Source organism: Methylophilus sp. VKM B-3414, from assembly GCF_032248435.1.
GTDB lineage: Bacteria > Pseudomonadota > Gammaproteobacteria > Burkholderiales > Methylophilaceae > Methylophilus > Methylophilus glucosoxydans.
Map to the genome: position 1 here is coordinate 528,020 of NZ_JAVTLI010000003.1, position 21,496 is coordinate 549,515.

Annotated in this window: 27 protein-coding genes; 26 read left to right on the forward strand and 1 reads right to left on the reverse strand. The window is 51.4% G+C overall.

Going from position 1 to position 21,496, the window contains the following annotated elements:
• Positions 1–151 precede the first annotated feature (151 nt).
• Positions 152–862: a tRNA (guanosine(46)-N7)-methyltransferase TrmB gene (trmB, locus tag Q9292_RS04705; RefSeq protein ID WP_313985367.1), complete on the forward strand. Its 711-nt coding sequence runs from the start codon at positions 152–154 to the stop codon at positions 860–862.
• Between the two features lie 36 nt (positions 863–898).
• On the opposite strand, the gene yihA is transcribed toward trmB, so the two are convergent.
• Entirely contained in the window at positions 899–1,534 is a 636-nt protein-coding gene (gene yihA / locus Q9292_RS04710; RefSeq protein ID WP_313985370.1) for a ribosome biogenesis GTP-binding protein YihA/YsxC, read from the reverse strand.
• 110 nt (positions 1,535–1,644) lie between these two features.
• On the opposite strand from yihA, the gene Q9292_RS04715 reads away from it, so the two are divergent.
• From Q9292_RS04715 to Q9292_RS04835, 25 genes are all read left to right on the forward strand, one after another.
• Positions 1,645–2,274 (forward strand): c-type cytochrome, encoded by a 630-nt coding sequence (locus Q9292_RS04715; protein ID WP_313985373.1) that lies wholly within the window; start codon positions 1,645–1,647, stop codon positions 2,272–2,274.
• A 204-nt stretch (positions 2,275–2,478) separates the two neighbouring features.
• On the forward strand, positions 2,479–4,398 hold the full coding sequence (locus Q9292_RS04720) for a cytochrome c biogenesis protein ResB (protein WP_313985376.1): 1,920 nt from the start codon (positions 2,479–2,481) through the stop codon (positions 4,396–4,398).
• 24 nt (positions 4,399–4,422) lie between these two features.
• Entirely contained in the window at positions 4,423–5,565 is a 1,143-nt protein-coding gene (gene ccsB, locus Q9292_RS04725; protein ID WP_194748774.1) for a c-type cytochrome biogenesis protein CcsB, read from the forward strand.
• Positions 5,566–5,769: 204 nt separating this feature from the next.
• Positions 5,770–6,408 (forward strand): prepilin-type N-terminal cleavage/methylation domain-containing protein, encoded by a 639-nt coding sequence (locus Q9292_RS04730; protein ID WP_313985379.1) that lies wholly within the window; start codon positions 5,770–5,772, stop codon positions 6,406–6,408.
• A gap of 129 nt (positions 6,409–6,537) precedes the next feature.
• On the forward strand, positions 6,538–7,341 hold the full coding sequence (locus Q9292_RS04735; protein ID WP_194748772.1) for an ABC transporter ATP-binding protein: 804 nt from the start codon (positions 6,538–6,540) through the stop codon (positions 7,339–7,341).
• On the forward strand, positions 7,341–8,135 hold the full coding sequence (mlaE, locus tag Q9292_RS04740) for a lipid asymmetry maintenance ABC transporter permease subunit MlaE (protein ID WP_194748771.1): 795 nt from the start codon (positions 7,341–7,343) through the stop codon (positions 8,133–8,135). The genes Q9292_RS04735 and mlaE overlap by 1 nt, the downstream gene beginning before the upstream one ends.
• Before the next feature lie 34 nt (positions 8,136–8,169).
• Complete coding sequence (gene mlaD / locus Q9292_RS04745) at positions 8,170–8,715, forward strand: outer membrane lipid asymmetry maintenance protein MlaD (protein WP_275357661.1); 546 nt, start codon at positions 8,170–8,172, stop codon at positions 8,713–8,715.
• Positions 8,716–8,739: 24 nt separating this feature from the next.
• The gene (locus tag Q9292_RS04750) at positions 8,740–9,342 is read left to right on the forward strand and encodes a phospholipid-binding protein MlaC (protein WP_194748769.1); all 603 of its coding nucleotides are present in this window, start codon (positions 8,740–8,742) and stop codon (positions 9,340–9,342) included.
• 31 nt (positions 9,343–9,373) lie between these two features.
• Positions 9,374–9,667 carry a lipid asymmetry maintenance protein MlaB gene (locus Q9292_RS04755; protein ID WP_313985385.1) on the forward strand — a complete coding sequence of 98 codons (294 nt, stop codon included), beginning with the start codon at positions 9,374–9,376 and terminating at the stop codon, positions 9,665–9,667.
• A gap of 74 nt (positions 9,668–9,741) precedes the next feature.
• Positions 9,742–10,656, forward strand: a complete 915-nt coding sequence (locus Q9292_RS04760; protein ID WP_313985388.1) for an ABC transporter ATP-binding protein — start codon at positions 9,742–9,744, stop codon at positions 10,654–10,656.
• Positions 10,653–11,459 carry an ABC transporter permease gene (locus Q9292_RS04765; RefSeq protein ID WP_194748767.1) on the forward strand — a complete coding sequence of 269 codons (807 nt, stop codon included), beginning with the start codon at positions 10,653–10,655 and terminating at the stop codon, positions 11,457–11,459. The genes Q9292_RS04760 and Q9292_RS04765 overlap by 4 nt, the downstream gene beginning before the upstream one ends.
• Positions 11,460–11,513: 54 nt before the next feature.
• Positions 11,514–11,759: a BolA family protein gene (locus tag Q9292_RS04770; RefSeq protein WP_194748766.1), complete on the forward strand. Its 246-nt coding sequence runs from the start codon at positions 11,514–11,516 to the stop codon at positions 11,757–11,759.
• Between the two features lie 30 nt (positions 11,760–11,789).
• Positions 11,790–12,098 carry a Grx4 family monothiol glutaredoxin gene (gene grxD / locus Q9292_RS04775; protein WP_194748765.1) on the forward strand — a complete coding sequence of 103 codons (309 nt, stop codon included), beginning with the start codon at positions 11,790–11,792 and terminating at the stop codon, positions 12,096–12,098.
• Positions 12,099–12,100: 2 nt separating this feature from the next.
• Positions 12,101–13,366, forward strand: a complete 1,266-nt coding sequence (murA, locus tag Q9292_RS04780; RefSeq protein WP_313985396.1) for a UDP-N-acetylglucosamine 1-carboxyvinyltransferase — start codon at positions 12,101–12,103, stop codon at positions 13,364–13,366.
• Positions 13,367–13,368: 2 nt separating this feature from the next.
• Complete coding sequence (hisG, locus tag Q9292_RS04785; RefSeq protein WP_275357652.1) at positions 13,369–14,010, forward strand: ATP phosphoribosyltransferase; 642 nt, start codon at positions 13,369–13,371, stop codon at positions 14,008–14,010.
• Positions 14,011–14,023: 13 nt separating this feature from the next.
• Positions 14,024–15,319: a histidinol dehydrogenase gene (gene hisD / locus Q9292_RS04790; RefSeq protein WP_313985803.1), complete on the forward strand. Its 1,296-nt coding sequence runs from the start codon at positions 14,024–14,026 to the stop codon at positions 15,317–15,319.
• Between the two features lie 9 nt (positions 15,320–15,328).
• Positions 15,329–16,393, forward strand: coding sequence for a histidinol-phosphate transaminase (gene hisC, locus Q9292_RS04795; protein ID WP_313985401.1), 1,065 nt, complete (start codon positions 15,329–15,331; stop codon positions 16,391–16,393).
• Between the two features lie 216 nt (positions 16,394–16,609).
• Entirely contained in the window at positions 16,610–17,494 is an 885-nt protein-coding gene (hxlA, locus tag Q9292_RS04800; RefSeq protein WP_194748761.1) for a 3-hexulose-6-phosphate synthase, read from the forward strand.
• Between the two features lie 152 nt (positions 17,495–17,646).
• A complete protein-coding gene (hisB, locus tag Q9292_RS04805; RefSeq protein ID WP_313985406.1) occupies positions 17,647–18,237 on the forward strand; it encodes an imidazoleglycerol-phosphate dehydratase HisB in 591 nt (196 codons plus the stop codon).
• Between the two features lie 14 nt (positions 18,238–18,251).
• A complete protein-coding gene (hisH, locus tag Q9292_RS04810; protein ID WP_313985806.1) occupies positions 18,252–18,896 on the forward strand; it encodes an imidazole glycerol phosphate synthase subunit HisH in 645 nt (214 codons plus the stop codon).
• 53 nt (positions 18,897–18,949) lie between these two features.
• Complete coding sequence (gene hisA, locus Q9292_RS04815; protein WP_194748759.1) at positions 18,950–19,693, forward strand: 1-(5-phosphoribosyl)-5-[(5-phosphoribosylamino)methylideneamino]imidazole-4-carboxamide isomerase; 744 nt, start codon at positions 18,950–18,952, stop codon at positions 19,691–19,693.
• 2 nt (positions 19,694–19,695) lie between these two features.
• Positions 19,696–20,460 carry an imidazole glycerol phosphate synthase subunit HisF gene (hisF, locus tag Q9292_RS04820; protein ID WP_313985411.1) on the forward strand — a complete coding sequence of 255 codons (765 nt, stop codon included), beginning with the start codon at positions 19,696–19,698 and terminating at the stop codon, positions 20,458–20,460.
• A complete protein-coding gene (gene hisI / locus Q9292_RS04825) occupies positions 20,457–20,840 on the forward strand; it encodes a phosphoribosyl-AMP cyclohydrolase (protein ID WP_194748757.1) in 384 nt (127 codons plus the stop codon). The genes hisF and hisI overlap by 4 nt, the downstream gene beginning before the upstream one ends.
• On the forward strand, positions 20,833–21,153 hold the full coding sequence (locus tag Q9292_RS04830; protein WP_194748756.1) for a phosphoribosyl-ATP diphosphatase: 321 nt from the start codon (positions 20,833–20,835) through the stop codon (positions 21,151–21,153). The genes hisI and Q9292_RS04830 overlap by 8 nt, the downstream gene beginning before the upstream one ends.
• Positions 21,150–21,479: a histidine triad nucleotide-binding protein gene (locus Q9292_RS04835; protein WP_194748755.1), complete on the forward strand. Its 330-nt coding sequence runs from the start codon at positions 21,150–21,152 to the stop codon at positions 21,477–21,479. The genes Q9292_RS04830 and Q9292_RS04835 overlap by 4 nt, the downstream gene beginning before the upstream one ends.
• Positions 21,480–21,496: the final 17 nt, after the last annotated feature.

Below are 21,496 nucleotides of genomic sequence, written 5' to 3' on the forward strand. Positions count from 1 at the left end.
CGTGTATGCTTGAAACAGCCATGTTTGCGCTTGAGTGAATGCAACCTTGATTGACACATTGTTGTACTCGCGAGTGGTTGCAATGAAGCTGAAAGCGCAGGCCGTAAAAATCACAAAATCAAAAGCATGCCTCTCAAGTATAATGCGCCCCATGAGTGAATTAGACCAAACCCTCCCGATTGACGAAGCGCCTTATCAACGCCGTATCCGCAGTTTTGTGCTGCGTCAGGGCCGCTTGACCAAGGGCCAGGAGCGCGCATTACAAACGGCCTGGCCGCAATTCGGGATCGAGTATGCAGCGCAGCCGCTCGATCTGAATCAGGCATTCGGGCGTAGCGAGAGCAAAAAAATCCTTGAGATCGGCTTTGGCATGGGGGATGCGACGGCAAAGATTGCACAAACCTTGCCTGACTATGACTTTCTGGCAGTCGAGGTACATACCCCAGGCGTGGGGAGTCTGCTCAAGTTGATGCAGGAGGGCGATATCCAGAATATCCGTATTATTCAGCATGATGCGGTTGAGGTGTTACAGCAGATGTTGGCAGACGGTTCGCTGGATGGCGTACACATTTTCTTTCCCGATCCCTGGCACAAAAAACGTCATCACAAACGTCGATTGATCCAGGCTGAGTTTGTAAAACTGTTGTGCTCAAAATTGAAAGCGGGCGCTTACATTCATGTGGCGACTGACTGGCAGGAGTATGCCGAGTGGGTACTTGAGGTATTGCGCGCAGAGCCACAGTTGCAGAATACTGCGGCAGATTACGCCGAGAAACCGGCCTACCGCCCGCTCACCAAGTTTGAAAACCGGGGTCTCAAGTTGGGACACGGGGTGTGGGATTTGGTGTTCAGGCGCGTTTAAGGCCCACTAAAAAGGCAGACTGTGCGTCTGCCTTTTTTATTCGCTGGCTGGCGCCACCGCTTCCGTTTGGGTGTCACCACCGAAAAACCATTCGCCCAGCACTTTTTCTGCTTCATCAACCCCTTGCTTTTTCAGGCTGGAAAAGAGTTGCACGGTGATGGCATTTCCCCAGTTGGCTTGGAGCTCTTTGCGGACTTTACCTAAGGTGATGGTAGATTCGCTGCGCGACAATTTGTCGCTTTTGGTCAGCAGTACGTGCACCGGTTTGCCGCTGGGGCAGAACCAGTCCAGCATTTGCCGGTCTAGTGGTGTGAGTGGGTGACGGCTATCCATGACCAGTACCAGGCCGGCCAGGCTGCTGCGTTCGCTCAGGTAGCGGGACAGCACGTTTTGCCAATGCATGCGCATGGCTTCAGGCACCTTGGCGTAACCGTAGCCAGGCAGGTCAACCAGGTGCTTGTCATCGCCCAGGGTGAAAAAGTTAATCAGCTGTGTGCGGCCTGGTTGCTTGCTCACAAACGCGAGCCGGTTGTGGTTGGCCAAAGTGTTCAGCGCGCTCGATTTTCCGGCGTTAGACCGGCCGGCAAACGCTACTTCAATGCCACTGGCTGGGGGCAGGTCCCGCAGGTGGTGTGCAGAGAGGTGAAAGCTGGCATTTTGGAAAACAGGCATGATGGCGTTGAGCTGACTCAAGATTTGTGGACTATTCAGGCTTGCATGCTATCACGAACAGGCTTTGTTTGATAAAATGCTGCAGAATAAAAACGTTGGGGCATTCAGATATGTTAAAGAGTTTTAAAGCGGGATTGTTTTTATTGCTGGCAACTGGCTTGCAGCCTGTTTTTGCTGAGGAAGCGGCCCCTGCGGTGGCGGCACCAGTGGTCAATGGCCCTGAGAAAATCGTGCAGAACGTCTGTGCGGCTTGTCATGGCGCAGATGGTAACAGTGTGATTACGACCAACCCCAAGTTGGCGGGTCAGCATCCTGAGTATCTGGTCAAGCAGTTGACTAACTTTAAGGAAGGTACGCGTGCCAACGCAGTCATGTCCGGCATGGCCGGTGCCTTAAGCCAGGAAGACATGGAAGGCCTGGCAAAATACTTTTCTTCCCAAAGCATCAAGCTGAACAAGGCGAAAAGCAATGGTAAAGGCTCACTGGGCGAGAAGATCTATCGCGGCGGGATTGCTGCAACGCAAGTGCCTGCCTGTGCAGCTTGTCATGGCGCAACGGGTGCCGGGTTGCCCAAGCAGTTTCCGCGCTTGGCCGGGCAGCATGCAGATTACACCTTGCAGCAACTACGTACTTTCCGCACGGGTGAGCGCGCCAATGCACCAATGATGATGACCATCGCCGGTAAAATGAGCGATGCCGAGATGCAGGCTGTTGCAGACTATATCCAAGGTTTGCGTTAATTTTTGACTGCTCGAAAAAGGTGGCTTTGGCCACCTTTTTTACTGTAGCCGTATGCAACCTTTGCAGTTTTGTGTCGTCCACAACAGCGGGCCTTGCGTTAAGACCGTGACTGACCAGCAACCAAACTTATCCATCTTTTTGACGAGAACGATTTGAAATCTCCAGCTTCATTTTCCCGGCGTGTTTATGAGTTACTGAGTTCCATGCGTTTTGCCGTGAGCTTGTTAACGCTGTTGGGCGTTGCGTCGATTATTGGTACCGTACTCAAGCAGAATGAGCCCTATACCAATTACATCGTCAAGTTCGGTCAATTCTGGTTTGAATTGTTCGAATTGCTGGGGTTGCTGGATGTCTATCATGCGGCGTGGTTTTTGGTGATTTTACTGTTTTTGGTGATTTCAACTACCTTGTGCGTGCTGCGGAATACACCGCTCATGCTCAAGGAATGGAAAACCTATAAAGAGCATGCGACTGAAAAATCCTTACGTTTATTTGAGCATCAGGCCAGTCTGACGACGGCTTCGGCAGCAACCGCCTTACATTCACAGTTGTCCGCTTGGTTGACGGCAGAGCGTTACACTTTTAAGGCGACGCCACAAAGTAATGGCGATGTGCTGATTGCGGCCAAATTGGGGACGCATCAGCGCTTGGGCTATATCTTTACGCATGCCGCGATTGTGGTGATTTGTTTTGGTGGCCTGCTCGATGGCAATTTGCCGTTCAAGATTCAGGAATTGCTGGGTTATAAAAAGGTTGAGACGCGCGATATTCCTTCACGCCAGGTGCCGCCTGAGAGTCGGCTGGGGGTGGGCAACCTTTCATTCCGCGCCAATATGACCTTGCCGGAAGGCGAACGGGATAACGTGTCTTTCTTGCGGGTGCGTGATGGCTATCTGGTCCAAGAATTACCTTTTACGGTCATGCTCAAGGACTTCCGTATCGAGCATTACCCGACCGGGATGCCGAAATCGTTTGAAAGCGATATCCTCATCACTGATTCAGACCTGAAGCAACCGATTGAGGCGACGGTCAGAGTGAATCATCCTTTTATTTACAAAGGGATTGCGATTTACCAATCTGACTTTCAGGATGGTGGCTCACAGCTCAAATTCAAACTCTGGGATTTGGCCGCTAACCAGCAGGATGGATTTGATGTGGATGGCGTGATCTTGCAAAAAGGCTCGCTCGGTGACGGCGCGCAAAAGCTGACAGTCGAATTCAATGAGTTTCGCCAGTTTAATATCCTGAATTTGTCGGCGGATGGTAAAGGTAAGCCGCACAATGTGGGTCCAAACACCACGTTCAAATTGCGCAATGCCAGTGGCCAGGCACGTGAGTATGTCAATTACATGCAGCCTCTGATGCTGGATGGCCGCGCTTATTTCGTCTCTGGCATGCGTGAGACCGTGCAGGAGGACTTCAAGTACTTGCGCATTCCCGCAGATGACGACATGGAAATCACCGGTTTTATGCGATTGCGCCAAACCTTGCGCGATGACAAGTCGATTCAGGCGATCGCGCAGCAGGTGGCCGCGCAAATGCCAGGTAATAACCCCACATTACGAGCGCAGTTTGAGCAAAGCTTGCAGCAGCTACTGATGACCTTCAAGCGTGGCGGCTACAGTGAGTTGTCGCGCATTATTGAAAGCGCTGTGCCCAAAGACCAGCGCGAGCAAGCGGCACAAACTTATCTCAAATTGTTGAACCGTGCAGCGATGCAGGCATATCAAATGAGCCGTGCACAACGTCACTTGCAGCCTATCGCTGAGGATCAGACCAGCGCCATCTTTATACAGGATAGCCTGAATGCCATGAATGACTTATTCTTTTATGGCACACCGTATTATTTTCAGCTCAAGAATTACACGCTGAAACAAGCCAGTGGTTTCCAGCTGACGCGCTCGCCTGGGCAGAATTGGGTATATCTGGGTTCGGTGATGTTGGTAATGGGTATTTTTGCCATGTTCTATATTAAGGAACGTCGCTTGTGGTTATTGATCAAACCTGCACAGCACGAAGTCCTGGTGGCCATGTCGTCTAACCGTAAAAATATGGACTTGGATCAGGATTTTGCGCGTGCGCGCCAGCAACTTTCAACGCTGTTGCAAGCACCTTCAGCATAATGCGTTATTGAATCGGGGAATAAGATGAATACGTCAACGTTATCCAAGCCAGTATCCTTCTGGCAGTCGTTAAGCAAGTTTGATTGGGTCTATGCCATTCTATTGCTGGCGGGTGCGGTGTTTTCGTATCAGCGCTATGCAGGCTTCATGGATATTTACGAGGTCAGCTTTCTGTTTGGGGCAGTCGCGGTATTTAGTTATTTGGGCTGGCGCTGGTCAGCCATTGCCCGCCTGGTCTTGGGTGTGGCTGTGCTGAGCCTGATTGGCGTCTACGTTTATCAGGGCGACTTGAGTCAGGGTGGTCAACGCTTCTTGCTCAAGTTTCTGTTGGCCAGCCAGTCTGCCATCATGTGGATGAATGTGCTGTTTGTACTGGCCATGCTGACCTATTGGCTGGCCATGTTCCAAAAATCAGAGTTCACCGCCAAAGTGGCCTCGGCCCTGACATGGACGGCGACCTTGTTTGGGTTTGTCGGCCTGATGGTGCGCTGGTATGAGTCCTACCTGATTGCACCCGATATCGGCCATATTCCGATCAGCAATTTATACGAAGTGTTTATCCTGTTTTGCCTGATCACGGCTTTGTTGTATTTGCACTATGAGCAATTGTTTAAAACGCGCCAATTGGGTGGTTTTGTGCTGGTGGTGATCAATGCCGCGGTGGGCTTTATTCTCTGGTATACCTTCGATCGTCATGCCAACGAGATTCAGCCATTGGTGCCTGCCTTGCAAAGTTACTGGATGAAAATTCATGTGCCCGCCAATTTTATTGGCTATGGCGCCTTCTCGCTGGCGGCGATGGTTGCCGGGGCTTACCTGCTGGCAAAGCGGGGCATTCTGGCGAGTCGCTTGCCCGCGCCGCATGTGCTGGATGATTTGATGTATAAAGCGATTGCGGTCGGTTTTGCATTTTTCACGATTGCAACGATTTTAGGGGCAATGTGGGCCGCAGAGGCTTGGGGAGGCTACTGGTCATGGGACCCTAAAGAAACCTGGGCACTGATTGTCTGGCTAAACTATGCGGCCTGGCTGCATTTGCGTCTCATGAAAGGCCTGCGCGGTAGCATGTTGGCCTGGTGGGCGCTGGTCGGTTTGCTGGTGACAACGTTTGCATTTTTGGGCGTAAATATGTTTTTAAGCGGGCTGCATTCTTACGGTACGCTTTAATTTTAAGTAGCCATTTCAACGGGCAGATGTGTAAACATCTGCCCGTTTTCTTTGGTCTTTTTGCTAGATTCCTGGTGTTTTATTTGTTAAATACATTTAATTAATGTTAAAGTTGTTGCTGTGCCGGGCTATTCATAGTGTCGGTGCAGATGCGTCTTGGGTCATGCTTTTAACAACAGGTTTAAGCTATCAGGAGGATTTAACATGAAAACACAACAAGGGTTTACTTTGATTGAATTGGCGATTGTGCTGGTGATCGCCGGGTTGCTATTGGCCGGGGTGATGCGCGGGCAAGAATTGATTGCCAACGCCAAGGTGAAAAGTCTCGCCAGTGACTTTAGAAATATCCCCACTTATTTTTATGGCTATCAAGACCGTTTTCGCGTCTTGCCTGGGGATGATCATGCGGCGGATATCCATGTCAACGGCACCAATGCGACTACGACCGGGCAAACACAAAATGGCTTGATTCAGGGTGCTTGGAATTCAAACACGGATACGGATGAATCATTTTTAATCTGGCAACACCTGCGATTGGCGGGCTTGGCTACCGGATCAACCGACCCCACCAGTACGCAGTATGTGCCACGTAATAGCGAAGGCGGGCAGTTGGGTGTCAGCAACGTGACCGCTTTGACAGCGGTCACCGCAGGCGCGTTTAGCAGTGCGCACGCCATGTGTTCCGATGCGATTTTAGGGCGTTATGCGGCGCAATTGGATACCATGCTGGATGACGGTGTAGGCAATACTGGCGCCATGCGTGTTGTCGTTAATGGCACACCTAGTGCCGGTGTTGCCACACCGCTACCCGGCACGTCCTACTTAGTGTGCATGAGTTTTTAGTGTAGAATACAACAGATTGCTGATACAAAAAGCCTGGTTTTTCAGGCTTTTTGTATTATGAGGTTTACATACATCTTTTCAATTTGAATCTGTTTTAGAATAAGAGCCGATTTACAACTCCCACTTCCTATGGCGAACGCAATTGTAGAAATTCAAGACCTGTCTTTCGGTTACAAAGGCCGATTGTTGCATAAAGGCATCAACATGACGTTTCCCAAAGGTAAGGTGGTTGCCATCATGGGCGGCAGTGGCAGCGGTAAAACCACCTTGTTGCGCTTGATCGGTGGGCAGTTAAAGCCGACCAAGGGGCAAGTCAAAGTGGTTGGTGAGGTCGTTCATGAGCAAGATCGTGAAGGCATTTATCGACTGCGCCGGAAAATGGGCATGTTGTTTCAACATGGTGCCTTGTTCACCGATTTATCCGTGTATGAAAATGTTGCGTTTCCGATGCGTGAGCATACCAGCTTGCCCGAAAGCATGATTCGTGACCTGGTGCTGATGAAGTTGAATGCGGTTGGTTTGCGGGGTGCGCATGCCCTGATGCCTACAGAGCTGTCAGGCGGTATGGCCAGACGTGTTGCACTGGCGCGCGCGATTGCCCTGGATCCCAGCATTATCATGTATGACGAGCCATTTGCCGGACTGGATCCGATTTCCATGGCCGTTATTTGCGACCTCATTCGCAGCCTGAATGACGTGCTGGGGGCAACCTCTATCATTGTCACGCATGATGTTGAAGAGACGTTCCAGTTTGCAGACTACGTCTATTTCGTCGCCGACGGCATTGTCGCTGCTGAGGGCACGCCCGATGAGCTGCGTCAGTCCGAGTTGCCGTTTATCCATCAATTTGTGCATGGTGAAAAAGACGGTCCGGTTCCTTTCCATTATGCGGCGCCTGAATATCATGCCAGTTTGTTAAGAGGGGCGCGTTAATGATTGTGCATAAAATCAAACGGCTGCTGACCAAGCTGGGGGCGGGCTTTATCAATAAAATCTGGCGTCTGGGAGCGGGTGGTCGCTTGTTGTGGTTAACGCTGATTTCCTCCGGCGAGAGTTTTCGCCGCTTTCGGCTCACGATCCGCGAAGTTTATTTTACTGGCGTCCTCTCGCTGATCATTATTCTGGTCTCCGCGTTTTTCGTCGGCATGGTGCTGGCCTTACAGGGCTATAACACGTTGCAAAAATACGGCTCGTCGGAAGCGATTGGCGTATTGGTTTCGTTGGCCCTGGTGCGCGAGTTGGGGCCGGTGGTTACGGCCTTGTTATTTGCCGGACGTGCCGGTACCGCCATTACTGCTGAAATCGGGTTGATGAAGGCGACAGAGCAGCTTTCTGCCATGGAAATGATGGCGGTCAGTCCCATCGCACGCGTCATTGCCCCGCGTTTCTGGGCGGGGGTGATTGCCATGCCGATATTGGCGGCCTTGTTCTCGATGGTGGGTATTTTGGGCGGCTATTTGGTGGCAGTGCCTTTGATTGGCGTTGACGCTGGCGCATTCTGGTCACAGATGCAAGCCAATGTGGACTGGCAGTATGACATCCTGAATGGCGTGTTGAAGAGCCTGGTGTTTGGCGTGGCTTGTACCATGATTGCCTTGTTTGAGGGCTATGATGCACCGCCGACCGCTGAGGGGGTCAGCCGGGCCACAACACGCACAGTGGTGAGTTCGTCACTGGCGGTATTGGGGCTGGATTTTATATTAACCTCGTTCATGATCGCGGTTTAGCAGGACAACGTACGAGATATTTGCGGGAGCAGCAATGGAAAGAACAACAATTGATTTATGGGTAGGGATCTTTGTGGCATTAGGATTGGCCGCTTTATTGGGCTTGGCCATGAAAGTGGGCAATCTCACTACCAGTAATATTGGCCAGACCTATACCGTGACGGCGAACTTTGAGAATATTGGCGGCCTCAAACCTCGCGCCCCTGTGAAAAGTGCAGGGGTGGTGGTCGGTCGCGTCAATGATATTGTGTTTGATCCTAAAACTTATGAGGCCGTCGTGAGTCTCAACATTGATGCCCGTTATGCATTCCCCAAAGATACGTTCGCCAACATTTACACTGCAGGATTGCTGGGTGAGCAATACGTTGGGCTCGAAGCCGGTGGTGACGAAATCAACCTCAAAAATGGTGACAAGATCACACAGACCCAGGATGCGGTTGTGCTGGAAAAACTGATTAGTCAGTTCTTGTATAGCAAGGCGACAGAAAGTAACGAGAATGGAAATAAAACGGCAGCTGCATCAACCGAAAGTACAGTTGATGCGTTAGATGCCAGCCCGCTTGATAAAGTGGGCAAATAACTCAAACGATATAAAGGGATAGCGATGAAAAAGTGGTGGATGGCAGCAGCCATGTGGTTGGTCAGTGGTGTAGCAATGGCAGCAATGGCGCCCGATCAACTGGTGAAAAAGACCGCCGACGATGTGATTGAAGTCATCAAAAGCGATAAGGATATTCAAGCGGGCAACCAGCAAAAGATTTTCAGTCTGGCAGAAGAAAAGATACTGCCAAACTTTGATTTTGAGAAAGTGTCACGTCTGGTGTTAGGTAAAAACTGGACCAATGCGAGCCCAGATCAGAAAACAGCTTTCCAGGCTGAGTTCAAGACGCTGCTGTTACGCACTTATGCCACTGCATTGTCTAAATACAAAAATCAGGTAATTGAATACAAGCCTTTCCGCATGGAGTCCGGGGCGGATACAGCAACCGTCAAAACGGCGATACAGCAGCCTGGTGGTGATCCGATTGCCGTTGATTACACGTTGGGAAAAAAAGGCGATGACTGGAAAGTGTTTGATATCGTCATTGAAGGCGTGAGTCTGGTCACCAACTACCGTAGCCAGTTTGCACAAGAAATTCGCCAAAATGGGCTGGATAGCCTGACGAAAAAACTGGCGGACAAGAACAAGGCAGCCACAGGTAAATAACTGCGTGGTCTGAAAAAATCGGGAGAAATGGGTGGCTCAACTGACGCAACAACAAAATAGTTTGCACTTTAAAGGTGATTTGCTGATTGCCAATGTCAGCGAAACTTTAGCTGACTTGCAAAAATTGCAGTTGGCCTCGCCACTGACCCTGGACTTTTCAGGGGTGAAAGAGGTAGATACGGTGGCGATCAGTATGATTCTTGAGATACAGCGCAGACTTAATCATGACTATACGCACCCGGGTAACATGTCAGTCGTCGGGGTGCCAGACAATCTGCGAAGTTTAATGCAGCTATACGGTGTCGATGGATTCTTGTTGAATTAACCACTCACAAAATCGAACAGCCCCAGCTCAGACGAGGTGGGGTTTCGTTTTTTTGGGATAGCGAAAGGATAGACGTGGCCGCTGCCATAGAAATCACAGGAATTACCAAACGGTTTGGTCAGTTTGAAGCCCTAAGGGGCGTGGATTTGCAGATTGAGCAAGGCGAGTTTTTTGCCTTACTTGGCCCTAACGGGGCAGGCAAATCCACGCTGATCAATTTGATGGCGGGGTTGTTGCAACCCACGAGCGGCAGCATCCGCATCATGGGGCACGATGTGCAGTCTGATTATCAGCGTGCGCGTCAGGCATTGGGCGTGGTGCCGCAAGAGCTGGTATTTGATCCGTTTTTCAATGTGCGTGAAATGCTGCGTTTCCAGGCTGGTTATTTTGGACATGGCCCCGAGAATGATGTCTGGGTCGATGAGATTATCGAAGGGCTGGGGCTCACTGACAAAGCCTATACCAATATGCGAAAACTGTCAGGCGGCATGAAGCGTCGGGCCCTGATTGCGCAGGCGCTGGCGCACAAGCCCCCCGTCATCGTGCTCGATGAGCCGACCGCAGGGGTGGATGTCGAATTGCGGCAAATGCTGTGGGCGTTTATTCAAACACTGAATCAGCAAGGACATACGATTATTTTGACCACGCATTATCTCGAAGAGGCTGAGGCTTTGTGTCAGCGCGTGGCAATGATGAAGCAAGGCCGCGTTGTGGCGCTAGACAGTACGCGCGCTTTGCTCAAGAGCCATGCCGCAAAGCAGTTGTCGTTACGCTTGTCGGCGGCCTTGCCTGCTGTGTTACAGCCGCTACTCAAGCAGCAAAACGGGGAGGAGGTCGTCCTGGCGATCACGGAGTTAACGCAGGTGGAAACGGTGCTGACTGCGTTGCGTCAGGCGGGCGTGCATGTGCTGGACATGCAACTGCAGGAGGCGGATCTGGAAGATGTCTTTCTTAACCTGGTGGGGAATCAGCAAGGAGTGCCGGCATGAAGTGGCTGAATCCATTTTTTTGGCTGGATGACAAAATCAGCCCGCAGCGTCGCGGCGTTTATACGCTGTTTAAAAAAGAGCTGTTGCGTTTTTGGCGCGTGGCATTTCAAACCATTGCCTCGCCCATTCTAACGGCATTGTTATACCTGCTGATTTTTTCGCATGTGCTGGAGTCCCACGTCAAAGTCTACGATCAGGTCAGTTATACCGCGTTTCTGGTGCCCGGCCTGATGATGATGTCCTTGTTGCAGAATGCCTTTGCCAATAGCTCATCGAGCCTGATCCAGTCTAAAGTGATGGGCAACATTGTCTTCCTGCTACTCACGCCGCTGACGACCATGGAGTTTTTTATCGCTTTTCTGGCGGCATCCATGATCCGTGGTTTAGTGGTTGGGTTGAGTATTTATCTGGTTGCGTTGTGTTTTGTGTCGGTACCAACAGTGCATCCCGGGTGGATTATCACGTTCGCCCTTTGTGGTAGCGCATTGCTGGGCACTTTTGGTGTGATTGCCGGTATCTGGGCGGACAAGTTCGACCAGATGGCCGCTTTTCAAAACTTTGTCATCATGCCGCTGACGTTTTTATCCGGTGTTTTCTATTCGATTCACTCGCTCCCCCCTTTCTGGCAGGCGGTCTCGCAATTGAATCCATTTTTTTACATGATAGACGGTTTTCGTTATGGCTTCTTCGGGCAGGGAGACGTGTCGCCATGGCTGAGTCTGGCAGTGGTGGCTAGCTTCTTGCTCGGATTGGCGTGGCTATGCCTAAAGATGTTAAAATCCGGTTATAAATTACGCAGTTAGCTGGCCAGACCCCTGGCTAGATTCAACTGTATTTTGTAGAACAAGAGAGGTTTTGTGTTAACAGCAGCGCAATTAGAGGCTTATATCCGCAACGGGTTGGAGTGCGATTACCTGAAAGTCAATGGCGATGACGGCACGCATTTTGATGCGGTGATAGTCAGTCCGGCATTTGAAGGTAAACGCATGGTGCAGCAGCACCAGCTTGTCTATGCCGCACTGGGAGACCGGATGCGCGCTGAAATCCATGCGCTGTCTATGCAAACCTATACCCCGACGCAATGGCAGCAACTGCAGGCCTGAAGCGTTCTTAACACGATGGAGTGATGAATCATGGATGTACAAGCAAAAATCAAAGAGACAGTGACCAGCAACAAGGTGGTGCTGTATATGAAAGGTAGCCCCAAGTTTCCGCAATGCGGTTTTTCAAGCGTGGCTGCGCAAATCCTCAACGCCTGTGGTGCTGAGTTTGTTGCGGTAGACGTGTTGCAAGACATGGAGGTGCGTGAAGGCATCAAACAATTTGCTAACTGGCCGACTATCCCGCAACTGTATGTAGGCGGGGAGTTTATCGGCGGCGCCGACATTATGCGCAGTATGTACCAGAGTGGTGAATTGCAAGAACTGTTGGCGAAAGCGTAATTTTGGATAAACTGATTATTGAAGGTGGCGTGCCTTTGCACGGCGAAGTCGTCGTGTCTGGCGCCAAGAATGCCGCGTTGCCAATTTTGTGCGCTGGCTTGCTGGCGGAAACGCCTTTTACGCTCACGGGGGTGCCTGAATTACGTGATGTGGCGTCTACGCTGAAGCTGCTGGACACCATGGGCGTCAAGGTCAGCAAACAGGCGGATCAGGTCATAATGGATGCCAGCGATGTGGCCTCGTTTGAAGCCACCTATGACATGGTGAAAACCATGCGTGCATCTATCCTGGTGTTAGGACCATTGCTGGCGCGTTTTGGTACTGCCCGCGTGTCTTTGCCTGGCGGATGCGCCATTGGTTCGCGTCCGGTCGATTTGCATATCAAAGGTCTGCAAGCCATGGGGGCTGCCATGCATATCACGCACGGTTACATCCAGGCCAGCACCTTGCACTTGCCTAACCGCCGCCTGCAAGGCGCTAAGTATTATATGGATCTGGTCACTGTTACCGGTACCGAAAACCTCATGATGGCCGCTGCGCTGGCGCAGGGCACGACGGTGCTGGAAAACGCTGCCAAAGAACCTGAGGTGGTTGATCTGGCCGAGTGCCTGAATAAAATGGGTGCCAACATTAAAGGCGCTGGCACAGACACGATTACCATCGAAGGGGTGGAGCGTTTGCTTGGCGCACAGCATCATATAGTGTGTGATCGTATTGAAGCCGGCACCTATATGGTGGCCGCTGCCATGACCGGTGGTGAAGTGACCTTGAAAAACGCACGTCCTGATTTGCTGGAGGCGGTGATCGAAAAACTGCGTGAAGCCGGTGCCCAAATCAGTCATGACGCGAACAGTATTACGGTCAAAAGTGATGGCAAACTCAAAGCCGTCAATGTGCGTACGGCGCCGCATCCTGCGTTTCCTACCGATATGCAGGCACAGTTCATGGCCATGAATACGGTGGCAGAGGGCGTATCTACGGTGATTGAAACCATTTTTGAAAACCGCTTCATGCATGTGCAAGAGTTGCAGCGCATGGGGGCCAATATTGATGTGCAGGGCAATACTGCATTGGTGAAAGGTGTCTCCGTACTGGAAGGCGCAAATGTAATGGCCACCGATTTGCGTGCGTCTGCCGGCTTGGTTCTGGCTGGCCTGGTCGCTGAGGGGGAAACCGTGATAGATCGTATTTACCATCTGGACCGCGGCTACGAAAAACTCGAAGAAAAATTGAATCAACTGGGCGCCAAAGTGCGCAGATCGAATTAATCATGATTACTATCGCACTCAGCAAGGGGCGTATTTTTGAGGAAACCACGCCCTTGTTGGCCGCAGCAGGGATTCAGGCATTAGAAGACCCTGAGTCCTCACGCAAACTGATTTTGCCTACCAACCGTGAGGATGTCCGGTTGGTGATCGTCCGTGCGACCGATGTGCCCACTTATGTGCAATATGGTGCAGCAGATATTGGTATTGCCGGTAAGGATGTCCTGGATGAGCATGGTGGAGAAGGCCTGTATCAACCGCTGGACTTGAATATTGCGCGCTGCAAAATGATGGTGGCGGTGCGTGATGACTTCGATTATGAAGCCAGCATCCGTCAGGGCGCGCGCCTCAAGGTGGTGACCAAGTATGTGAAAACTGCACGCGAGCATTTTGCCGCCAAAGGCATGCATGTGGATTTGATCAAGCTTTATGGCTCGATGGAATTGGGCCCGTTGGTCGGCTTGGCCGATGCGATTGTGGATTTGGTCAGCACCGGTGGAACTTTACGCGCCAACAAGCTCAAAGCAGTAGAAGAGATTGGCGCCATCAGCTCACGGCTGGTGGTCAATCAGGCCTCTTACAAAGTGAATCGGCCTTTGTTGCAGCCGATTATTGATAGCTTTGCGGGCGCTGTCCGCAAAGATTAATGTTTAGAAAATGATGAAGATTAAACGCTTAAATACACAGGATCAGGGCTTTGATGCCGAATTGAAGGCATTGCTGGCTTTTGAGACCGCGCAAGATGACAGCATAGACCTGGTGGTCGCCAACATTCTCAAGGATGTGAAGGCACGCGGCGATGCAGCTGTGCTTGAATATACCAACCGCTTTGATAAAACCAATGCCTCCAGTCTGGCTGCATTGGAAATTCCTCAAGCGGAGTTGCAAGCGGCCTTAACCAGCCTGCCGGCGGCACAGCGCGAGGCTTTGCAGGCAGCAGCTGACCGGGTGCGTAGCTATCACGAAAAGCAGGTCATGCAGTCCTGGCAATATACCGAGGCTGATGGCACCTTGCTTGGTCAACAGGTGACGGCGTTGGATCGCGTGGGTTTGTATGTGCCTGGCGGTAAGGCGGCTTATCCTTCTTCTGTGCTGATGAATGCGATCCCTGCCAAGGTGGCGGGTGTGCAAGATTTGGTGATGGTTGTGCCTACACCGAATGGCGAGAAAAATTCATTGGTGCTGGCTGCGGCAGCGGTCTGTGGCGTGGATCGCGTGTTCTGTATTGGCGGTGCACAAGCCGTGGGGGCGATGGCATATGGCACTGAAACCGTGCCACAGGTAGACAAAATTGTCGGGCCAGGCAATGCCTATGTGGCTGCGGCCAAGCGTCGGGTGTTCGGGGTCGTCGGTATTGATATGGTGGCAGGTCCTTCTGAGATTCTGGTCATCAGCGATGGCAAGAGCAATCCAGATTGGACAGCCATGGATCTGTTCAGTCAGGCGGAACATGACGAGTTGGCTCAGGCGATATTGCTGTCGCCAAGCGCAGAATTTCTGGATCAGGTGGAGGCCAGTATTGCCCGTCAGGTGGTCGACATGCCGCGCCAGGAGATTATTCGTACCTCGCTGCAAAACCGGGGTGCACTGATACAAGTAAAGGACCTGGCTGAGGCCGCCGAGATTTGTAACTACATCGCGCCAGAACACCTGGAGTTATCCATGGATGATGCCTTGGCCTTTAGCAAGCAGATCAAGCATGCCGGGGCGATCTTCATGGGGCGTGACACCTGTGAGGCGCTGGGCGATTATTGCGCCGGCCCAAACCATGTGCTGCCGACTTCACGTACCGCCCGATTCAGTTCGCCGTTGGGGGTCTATGATTTCCAGAAGCGTTCAAGCCTGATTATGGTGTCGTCTGCGGGGGCGCAAACACTGGGCAAGATTGCTGCGACGTTGGCGTATGGCGAAGGCCTGCAGGCGCACGCGCGTAGTGCTGAGTATCGCTTGAAATAAGAGGCAGCCATGAGTCAATATTGGAGCAAGATTGTTCATGAGTTGACCCCTTATGTGCCGGGCGAACAGCCCAAGTTGCAAAATCTGGTCAAGCTTAATACCAATGAAAATCCTTATGGTCCCAGCCCCAAGGTGATTGCTGCCTTGCAGGCAGAAGCTGCAGACAGTTTGCGCCTGTATCCCGATCCGGATTCCAGTCGCCTCAAGGCGGCGTTGGCTGAATATCATGGGCTGCAAGCCAATCAGGTGTTTGTCGGCAACGGTTCCGATGAGGTGTTGGCGCACGTGTTTCAGGCCTTGCTCAAGCACGACTTGCCTTTGTTGTTTCCTGATATTAGTTACAGTTTCTATCCGGTCTACTGCGGCTTGTACGGCATCCACTTTGAAACGGTTGCGCTCAATGCGCAGTTTGAAGTGGCGATAGACGATTATTTGCGCCCCAATGGCGGGATTATTTTCCCTAACCCCAACGCGCCAACCGGCATTCCGCTGCCATTAAGCGAAATTGAGCGCTTGCTGGCCCACAATACGCAATCTGTGGTGGTGGTCGATGAGGCCTATGTTGACTTTGGCACCGAATCCGCGGTCGCACTGATTCATCGTTACCCAAATCTGCTGGTGACGCATACCTATTCGAAATCACGTTCGTTAGCAGGCTTGCGCGTGGGCTATGCGTTGGGCAATGCCGCGTTGATTGAGGCATTAATCCGGGTCAAGGACAGCTTTAACTCATATCCGATTGATCGTTTTGCCGAGGCGGGTGCCATTGCGGCATTGCAGGATGAAGCTTACTTTCAGCAAACGCGTCAACAGGTCATCACGTCGCGTACCAGCCTGGTCAGTGCACTAGAAGCGTTGGGATTTGAAGTGTTGCCTTCCGGGGCAAACTTTATTTTTACCCGTCACCCGGCGTATGTGGGTGAGCAGTTGGCCGCAGGGCTGCGTGAACGCGCCGTGATCGTCCGCCATTTCAAAAAACCAGCCAGAATTTCTGATTTTTTACGGATTACCATCGGCAACGAGTCGCAAAATCAGGCCTTGATGCAGGCAATACGTGCGCTTGTGCAAGCCTGATGTCGTCAAAAGCGCGGGATTTGTACTAAATTACGGGCTAATCGCGGTTAATTGATTGTAATCGCACATAAAAATATCCAGCGAATATTGTCATTGTGTGGCAAATCCGGTTATGATGCACCCTATTGTACATAATGTGCAGTGACGGTTGCGTTTGCATGATTGCTGCGCATAGATTCATTGGATTGAAAATAGAGCAAACTCGGAGGAAGAAAAATGGCACAAACCCAGATGGCATTGGACTCATTGGATTTTGACGCGACGATCGCTTTAGCAGCTAAAGTGGCGCCACACGTTGATATCTTGGAAATCGGTACCCCTTGCATCAAGCACAACGGTATCGAACTGTTGAAAGCACTGCGTGCAAAATTCCCTAACAACAAAATTTTGGTTGACCTGAAAACCATGGATGCTGGCTTCTACGAAGCTGAGCCATTCTACAAAGCAGGTGCTGACATTTGTACCGTTTTGGGCACTGCTGACATCGGTACCATCAAAGGCGTGATTGATGCTGCCAACAAATATGGCAAAGAAGCGCAAATCGACCTGATCAACGTAAAAGACAAAAAAGCCCGTACGCTGGAAGTTGTTAAGTTGGGTGCACACATCATCGGCGTGCACACTGGCTTGGACCAACAAGCGGCTGGTCAAACTCCATTCGCTGACTTGGGCTTGGTGTCCGGTCTGAAAACAGGCGCTAAAGTGTCTGTGGCTGGTGGTGTAAAAGCTGCAACGACTAAACAAGTGGTTGACGCTGGTGCTGATATCGTCGTTGCTGGTGCAGCGATCTACGGTGCTGCTGATCCTGCTGCTGCTGCAACAGAAATCACCAAAATTGCACACGGTGCAGGTGCTGGTGCTGCTAAAGGTGGTAACAAGTTGCTGCCATGGATTATTGCTGCAGTTGCTGCAGTATTGGTATTCTCTTTGTTGGGTAAAAAATCTGAAGAAGCTGCGCCTGCTGCAGAAGCACCAGCTGCTGAAGAGGCTGCCCCAGCTGCTGAGGCGCCTGCTGCCGAAGCACCTGCTGCTGAAGAAGCTGCTCCAGCCGCTGAAGCGCCTGCTGCAGAAGCTGCACCAGCGACTGAAGAAGCAAAATAATCCGCTTTTATTTCTGATAAATGCACGATTCAAAAAAGCAGTCCATTGGGCTGCTTTTTTGTTTTTCACAACTGGTTTTGCCTGTCTGCCAAGACTTGCTGTAAAATGCGTGTAATACTTGCAAACTCTCAGTGATCACCTTCCTCTCTCATATGTCACGTCAAGCCGAAGTTACGCGTAATACGCTAGAAACCAAAATTACTGTGTCGATTAATCTCGATGGTACAGGGCAGTCTGAACTGGACAGTGGGCTGGGCTTTTTGGATCACATGCTGGATCAAATCGCCCGTCATGGCATGATAGATCTGAAAGTGCATGCCAAGGGGGATTTGCATATTGATGCCCACCATACGGTTGAAGATATTGGGATTACCTTGGGTCAGGCATTCAGCAAAGCGTTGGGCGACAAAAAAGGCTTGACGCGCTACGGGCATAGCTATGTCCCGCTGGATGAAGCCTTGAGCCGTGTGGCGCTGGATTTGTCCGGTCGTCCGGGCTTGGCGTTTGATTGCACCTTTACGCGTGCCATGATCGGTGAGTTTGATGTAGATCTGATTCACGAATTTTTCCAGGGCTTTGTCAATCATGCACTGGTCACGCTGCACATTGATAATCTCAAAGGCCAAAACGCTCATCACCAGGCGGAAACGATTTTTAAAGCGTTTGGCCGTGCCTTGCGTATGGCGGCCACCCAGGATCCTCGCATGGCCGGCTTGATGCCATCAACCAAAGGTGCGTTATAGCCCGATTGTTTATGATGAATCGTTTGCAAGTCGCCATTGTTGATTATGGCATGGGAAACCTCCGTTCAGTTGCCAATGCTTTCAAAGCGGTAGCGCCTGATACCACGGTTGCAGTCACCAGCGATCCTGCGCAAATTGCCCAGGCGGAGCGGGTAGTGTTTCCGGGGCAGGGCGCCATGCCGGATTGCATTCGTGAACTGGATGCGCGCAATTTGCGCCAGGCAGTGCTTGATGCAACACAGCAAAAGCCTTTCCTCGGCATTTGTATTGGTTTGCAAATGTTGTTTGAGCATTCTGAAGAAGGCAATGTGCCTGGGCTAGGCGTGTATGCCGGCGAGGTCAAGCGCTTTCCTCAGGCAAAAATGGTGGATGTGCATGGTGAAAAGCTCAAGGTCCCGCACATGGGCTGGAGCCAGGTACATCAGACTCAGCCGCATGCCTTGTGGCAGGAGATTCCTGACCAGGCCCGTTTTTACTACGTGCATAGCTACTATGTGGTCCCGGATGAGACGGCATTGACCGCTGCGACCACCGCCTATCCATTTGATTTTACCGGCGCGATTGCACGTGACAATGTATTTGCCGTGCAGTTTCACCCGGAAAAGAGCGCCAGTGCAGGCTTGCAACTTTTACGTAATTTTGTAAACTGGAAGCCCTAAGACGGGCTACAGTCGTTTTAGTCACTACTCGTTATTTATCTACTGAAAACAACATGTTAATCATTCCAGCAATTGATTTAAAAGATGGCCACTGCGTGCGTTTGAAGCAGGGACTGATGGAAGAGTCCACCGTATTTTCCGAAGATCCTGCAGCGATGGCCAGACATTGGGCAGATAAAGGCGGTAAGCGTTTACACCTGGTGGACTTGAATGGGGCCTTTGCGGGCAAGCCTGTCAATGAAGGTGCGATCAAGTCTATTGTGGCTGCAATAGGTGGGGATATCCCTATTCAATTGGGCGGTGGCATCCGTGATCTGGATACGATAGAGCGCTATCTGGATGATGGTATCAGCTATGTCATTATTGGGACCGCCGCTGTGAAGAATCCGGGTTTTCTGCATGAGGCCTGCTACGCTTTCCCAGGCCAGATCATGGTGGGGCTGGATGCCAAAGACGGCAAAGTAGCCGTGGATGGCTGGTCCAAGTTGACGGGGCATGACGTGATTGACCTGGCGAAGAAATTTGAAGATTACGGTGTGGAAAGTATTGTCTACACGGATATCGGCCGGGATGGCATGTTGACCGGCGTGAATATTGAAGCGACTGTAGCATTGGCGCAGGCATTAACGATTCCGGTGATCGCCAGTGGCGGGGTGACCAATCTGGATGATGTGCGCAACTTGTGCGCCGTGCAGGATGAAGGCATCATGGGTGCCATTACCGGCCGCGCCATTTATGAAGGTACACTGGACTTTTCTGCTGCGCAAGCATTAGCTGACCAGCTGAGTGGTCAATAAAAATGGGCTGCGCCAAACGCATTATTCCTTGCCTGGATGTGACTGACGGACGTGTCGTCAAAGGCGTGAACTTTCTGGAATTGCGCGATGCAGGCGATCCGGTGGAAATCGCACAGCGCTACAACGACCAGGGCGCGGACGAACTGACGTTTCTGGATATTACCGCCAGCTCAGACAATCGTGACTTGATTCTGCACATTATTGAGCGTGTGGCCGAGCAGATCTTTATCCCGTTAACCGTCGGTGGCGGCGTGCGCAAGGTTGAAGATGTGCGTCGGCTGCTGAATGCGGGGGCCGATAAAGTAAGCATCAACACCACTGCCGTGGTTAATCCGCAAGTGGTTGAAGATACTGCCGGTCGTTTTGGTTCGCAATGTATAGTGGTTGCGATTGATGCCAAAAAAGTGGATAACCAGCCGTTTGAGTGGGAAGTGTTCACCCATGGCGGGCGTAATCCGACCGGTCTCGATGCCGTCAAATGGGCGCAAAAGATGGTGAGTCTGGGGGCCGGTGAGTTGCTGGTCACCAGCATGGACCGCGATGGGACCAAAATCGGATTTAATAACCCGCTCAACAAAGCGATCAGCGAAGCAGTGGATGTGCCATTGATTGCTTCCGGCGGCGTGGGGAATCTGCAACATCTGGTGGAGGGTGTCACCGTTGGTGGCGCCGACGCTGTTCTGGCTGCCAGTATTTTTCACTATGGTGAATTCACTGTGCAGCAAGCGAAAGACTATATGCGTGAACATGGGATAGAAGTGCGATGAGCTGGCTGGAGCAAGTGGCCTGGACGGCAGAAGGCTTGGTGCCGGTCATCGCCCAGGAAAAAGACACCGGTAAAATTCTCATGTTTGCCTGGATGAACCGCGAAGCCTTGCAATTGACTAGGGACTCTGGTCATGCGGTTTACTATTCGCGCTCGCGCAACAAACTGTGGCATAAAGGTGAAGAGTCTGGGCACACGCAAATCGTGCACGACATTCGTCTCGATTGCGATAATGATGTCGTGCTGATCACGGTCGAACAATTGGGTGGCATCGCCTGTCACACAGGTAGGCATAACTGTTTCTTTCAGCAATTACAGGGCGATACCTGGGTGACTGTAGAGCCTGTGCTCAAAGATCCGAAAGCGATTTACCATGAGTGATGACGTATTAAGCCGCTTGTCTGAGTTGCTGGAAGCGCGTAAAAGTGCCGATCCGGCCAGCTCCTATGTCGCCAAACTCTATGCCAAAGGCATGGACAGCATCCTCAAAAAAGTGGGTGAAGAAGCGACGGAAACAGTGATTGCGGCCAAAGGCGGCAACAAGGAAGAGCTGATTTATGAAACCGCCGATTTATGGTTTCATACCCTGGTGATGTTAAGTCATGCCGGCTTGCAGGCGCAGGATGTGCTTAATGAGCTTGCGCGGCGTGAAGGGCTGTCGGGCATCGTTGAGAAAGCGAGCAGAAAAGAATGAGTGCAGACTGCATTTTTTGTAAAATTGTTGCTGGCACTATTCCGGCGAAATTGCTGTATGAAGATGACGAGGTCATCGCATTTCATGATATTCGGCCACTGGCGCGGGTGCATTTTCTGATTGTCCCCAAAGCACATATTGAAACGCTTAAAGAATGTACTGCTGAGCATCAGGCGCTCCTTGGTAAAATGATGTTGCTGGGTGCCAAGCTGGCTGCTGAGCAAGGGTTGGTTGGCTATAAAACAGTGATGAATGTCGGGCGTGAGGGTGGCCAGGAAGTGTTCCATATCCATCTGCATGTCTTTGGTGGCGGGCCTGCCGCTTAAAAGTTGACGCGTTAAGG

Excerpts from the sequence above, each read along its gene's own strand:
- trmB (WP_313985367.1), top strand. The coding sequence starts at position 152 with ATGAGTGAATTAGACCAAACCCTCCCGATTGACGAAGCGCCTTATCAA.
- yihA (WP_313985370.1), bottom strand. The coding sequence starts at position 1,534 with ATGCCTGTTTTCCAAAATGCCAGCTTTCACCTCTCTGCACACCACCTG.
- Q9292_RS04715 (WP_313985373.1), top strand. The coding sequence starts at position 1,645 with ATGTTAAAGAGTTTTAAAGCGGGATTGTTTTTATTGCTGGCAACTGGC.
- Q9292_RS04720 (WP_313985376.1), top strand. The coding sequence starts at position 2,479 with ATGCGTTTTGCCGTGAGCTTGTTAACGCTGTTGGGCGTTGCGTCGATT.
- ccsB (WP_194748774.1), top strand. The coding sequence starts at position 4,423 with ATGAATACGTCAACGTTATCCAAGCCAGTATCCTTCTGGCAGTCGTTA.
- Q9292_RS04730 (WP_313985379.1), top strand. The coding sequence starts at position 5,770 with ATGAAAACACAACAAGGGTTTACTTTGATTGAATTGGCGATTGTGCTG.
- Q9292_RS04735 (WP_194748772.1), top strand. The coding sequence starts at position 6,538 with ATGGCGAACGCAATTGTAGAAATTCAAGACCTGTCTTTCGGTTACAAA.
- mlaE (WP_194748771.1), top strand. The coding sequence starts at position 7,341 with ATGATTGTGCATAAAATCAAACGGCTGCTGACCAAGCTGGGGGCGGGC.
- mlaD (WP_275357661.1), top strand. The coding sequence starts at position 8,170 with ATGGAAAGAACAACAATTGATTTATGGGTAGGGATCTTTGTGGCATTA.
- Q9292_RS04750 (WP_194748769.1), top strand. The coding sequence starts at position 8,740 with ATGAAAAAGTGGTGGATGGCAGCAGCCATGTGGTTGGTCAGTGGTGTA.
- Q9292_RS04765 (WP_194748767.1), top strand. The coding sequence starts at position 10,653 with ATGAAGTGGCTGAATCCATTTTTTTGGCTGGATGACAAAATCAGCCCG.
- grxD (WP_194748765.1), top strand. The coding sequence starts at position 11,790 with ATGGATGTACAAGCAAAAATCAAAGAGACAGTGACCAGCAACAAGGTG.
- hisG (WP_275357652.1), top strand. The coding sequence starts at position 13,369 with ATGATTACTATCGCACTCAGCAAGGGGCGTATTTTTGAGGAAACCACG.
- hisD (WP_313985803.1), top strand. The coding sequence starts at position 14,024 with ATGAAGATTAAACGCTTAAATACACAGGATCAGGGCTTTGATGCCGAA.
- hisC (WP_313985401.1), top strand. The coding sequence starts at position 15,329 with ATGAGTCAATATTGGAGCAAGATTGTTCATGAGTTGACCCCTTATGTG.
- hxlA (WP_194748761.1), top strand. The coding sequence starts at position 16,610 with ATGGCACAAACCCAGATGGCATTGGACTCATTGGATTTTGACGCGACG.
- hisB (WP_313985406.1), top strand. The coding sequence starts at position 17,647 with ATGTCACGTCAAGCCGAAGTTACGCGTAATACGCTAGAAACCAAAATT.
- hisH (WP_313985806.1), top strand. The coding sequence starts at position 18,252 with ATGAATCGTTTGCAAGTCGCCATTGTTGATTATGGCATGGGAAACCTC.
- hisA (WP_194748759.1), top strand. The coding sequence starts at position 18,950 with ATGTTAATCATTCCAGCAATTGATTTAAAAGATGGCCACTGCGTGCGT.
- hisF (WP_313985411.1), top strand. The coding sequence starts at position 19,696 with ATGGGCTGCGCCAAACGCATTATTCCTTGCCTGGATGTGACTGACGGA.
- hisI (WP_194748757.1), top strand. The coding sequence starts at position 20,457 with ATGAGCTGGCTGGAGCAAGTGGCCTGGACGGCAGAAGGCTTGGTGCCG.
- Q9292_RS04830 (WP_194748756.1), top strand. The coding sequence starts at position 20,833 with ATGAGTGATGACGTATTAAGCCGCTTGTCTGAGTTGCTGGAAGCGCGT.
- Q9292_RS04835 (WP_194748755.1), top strand. The coding sequence starts at position 21,150 with ATGAGTGCAGACTGCATTTTTTGTAAAATTGTTGCTGGCACTATTCCG.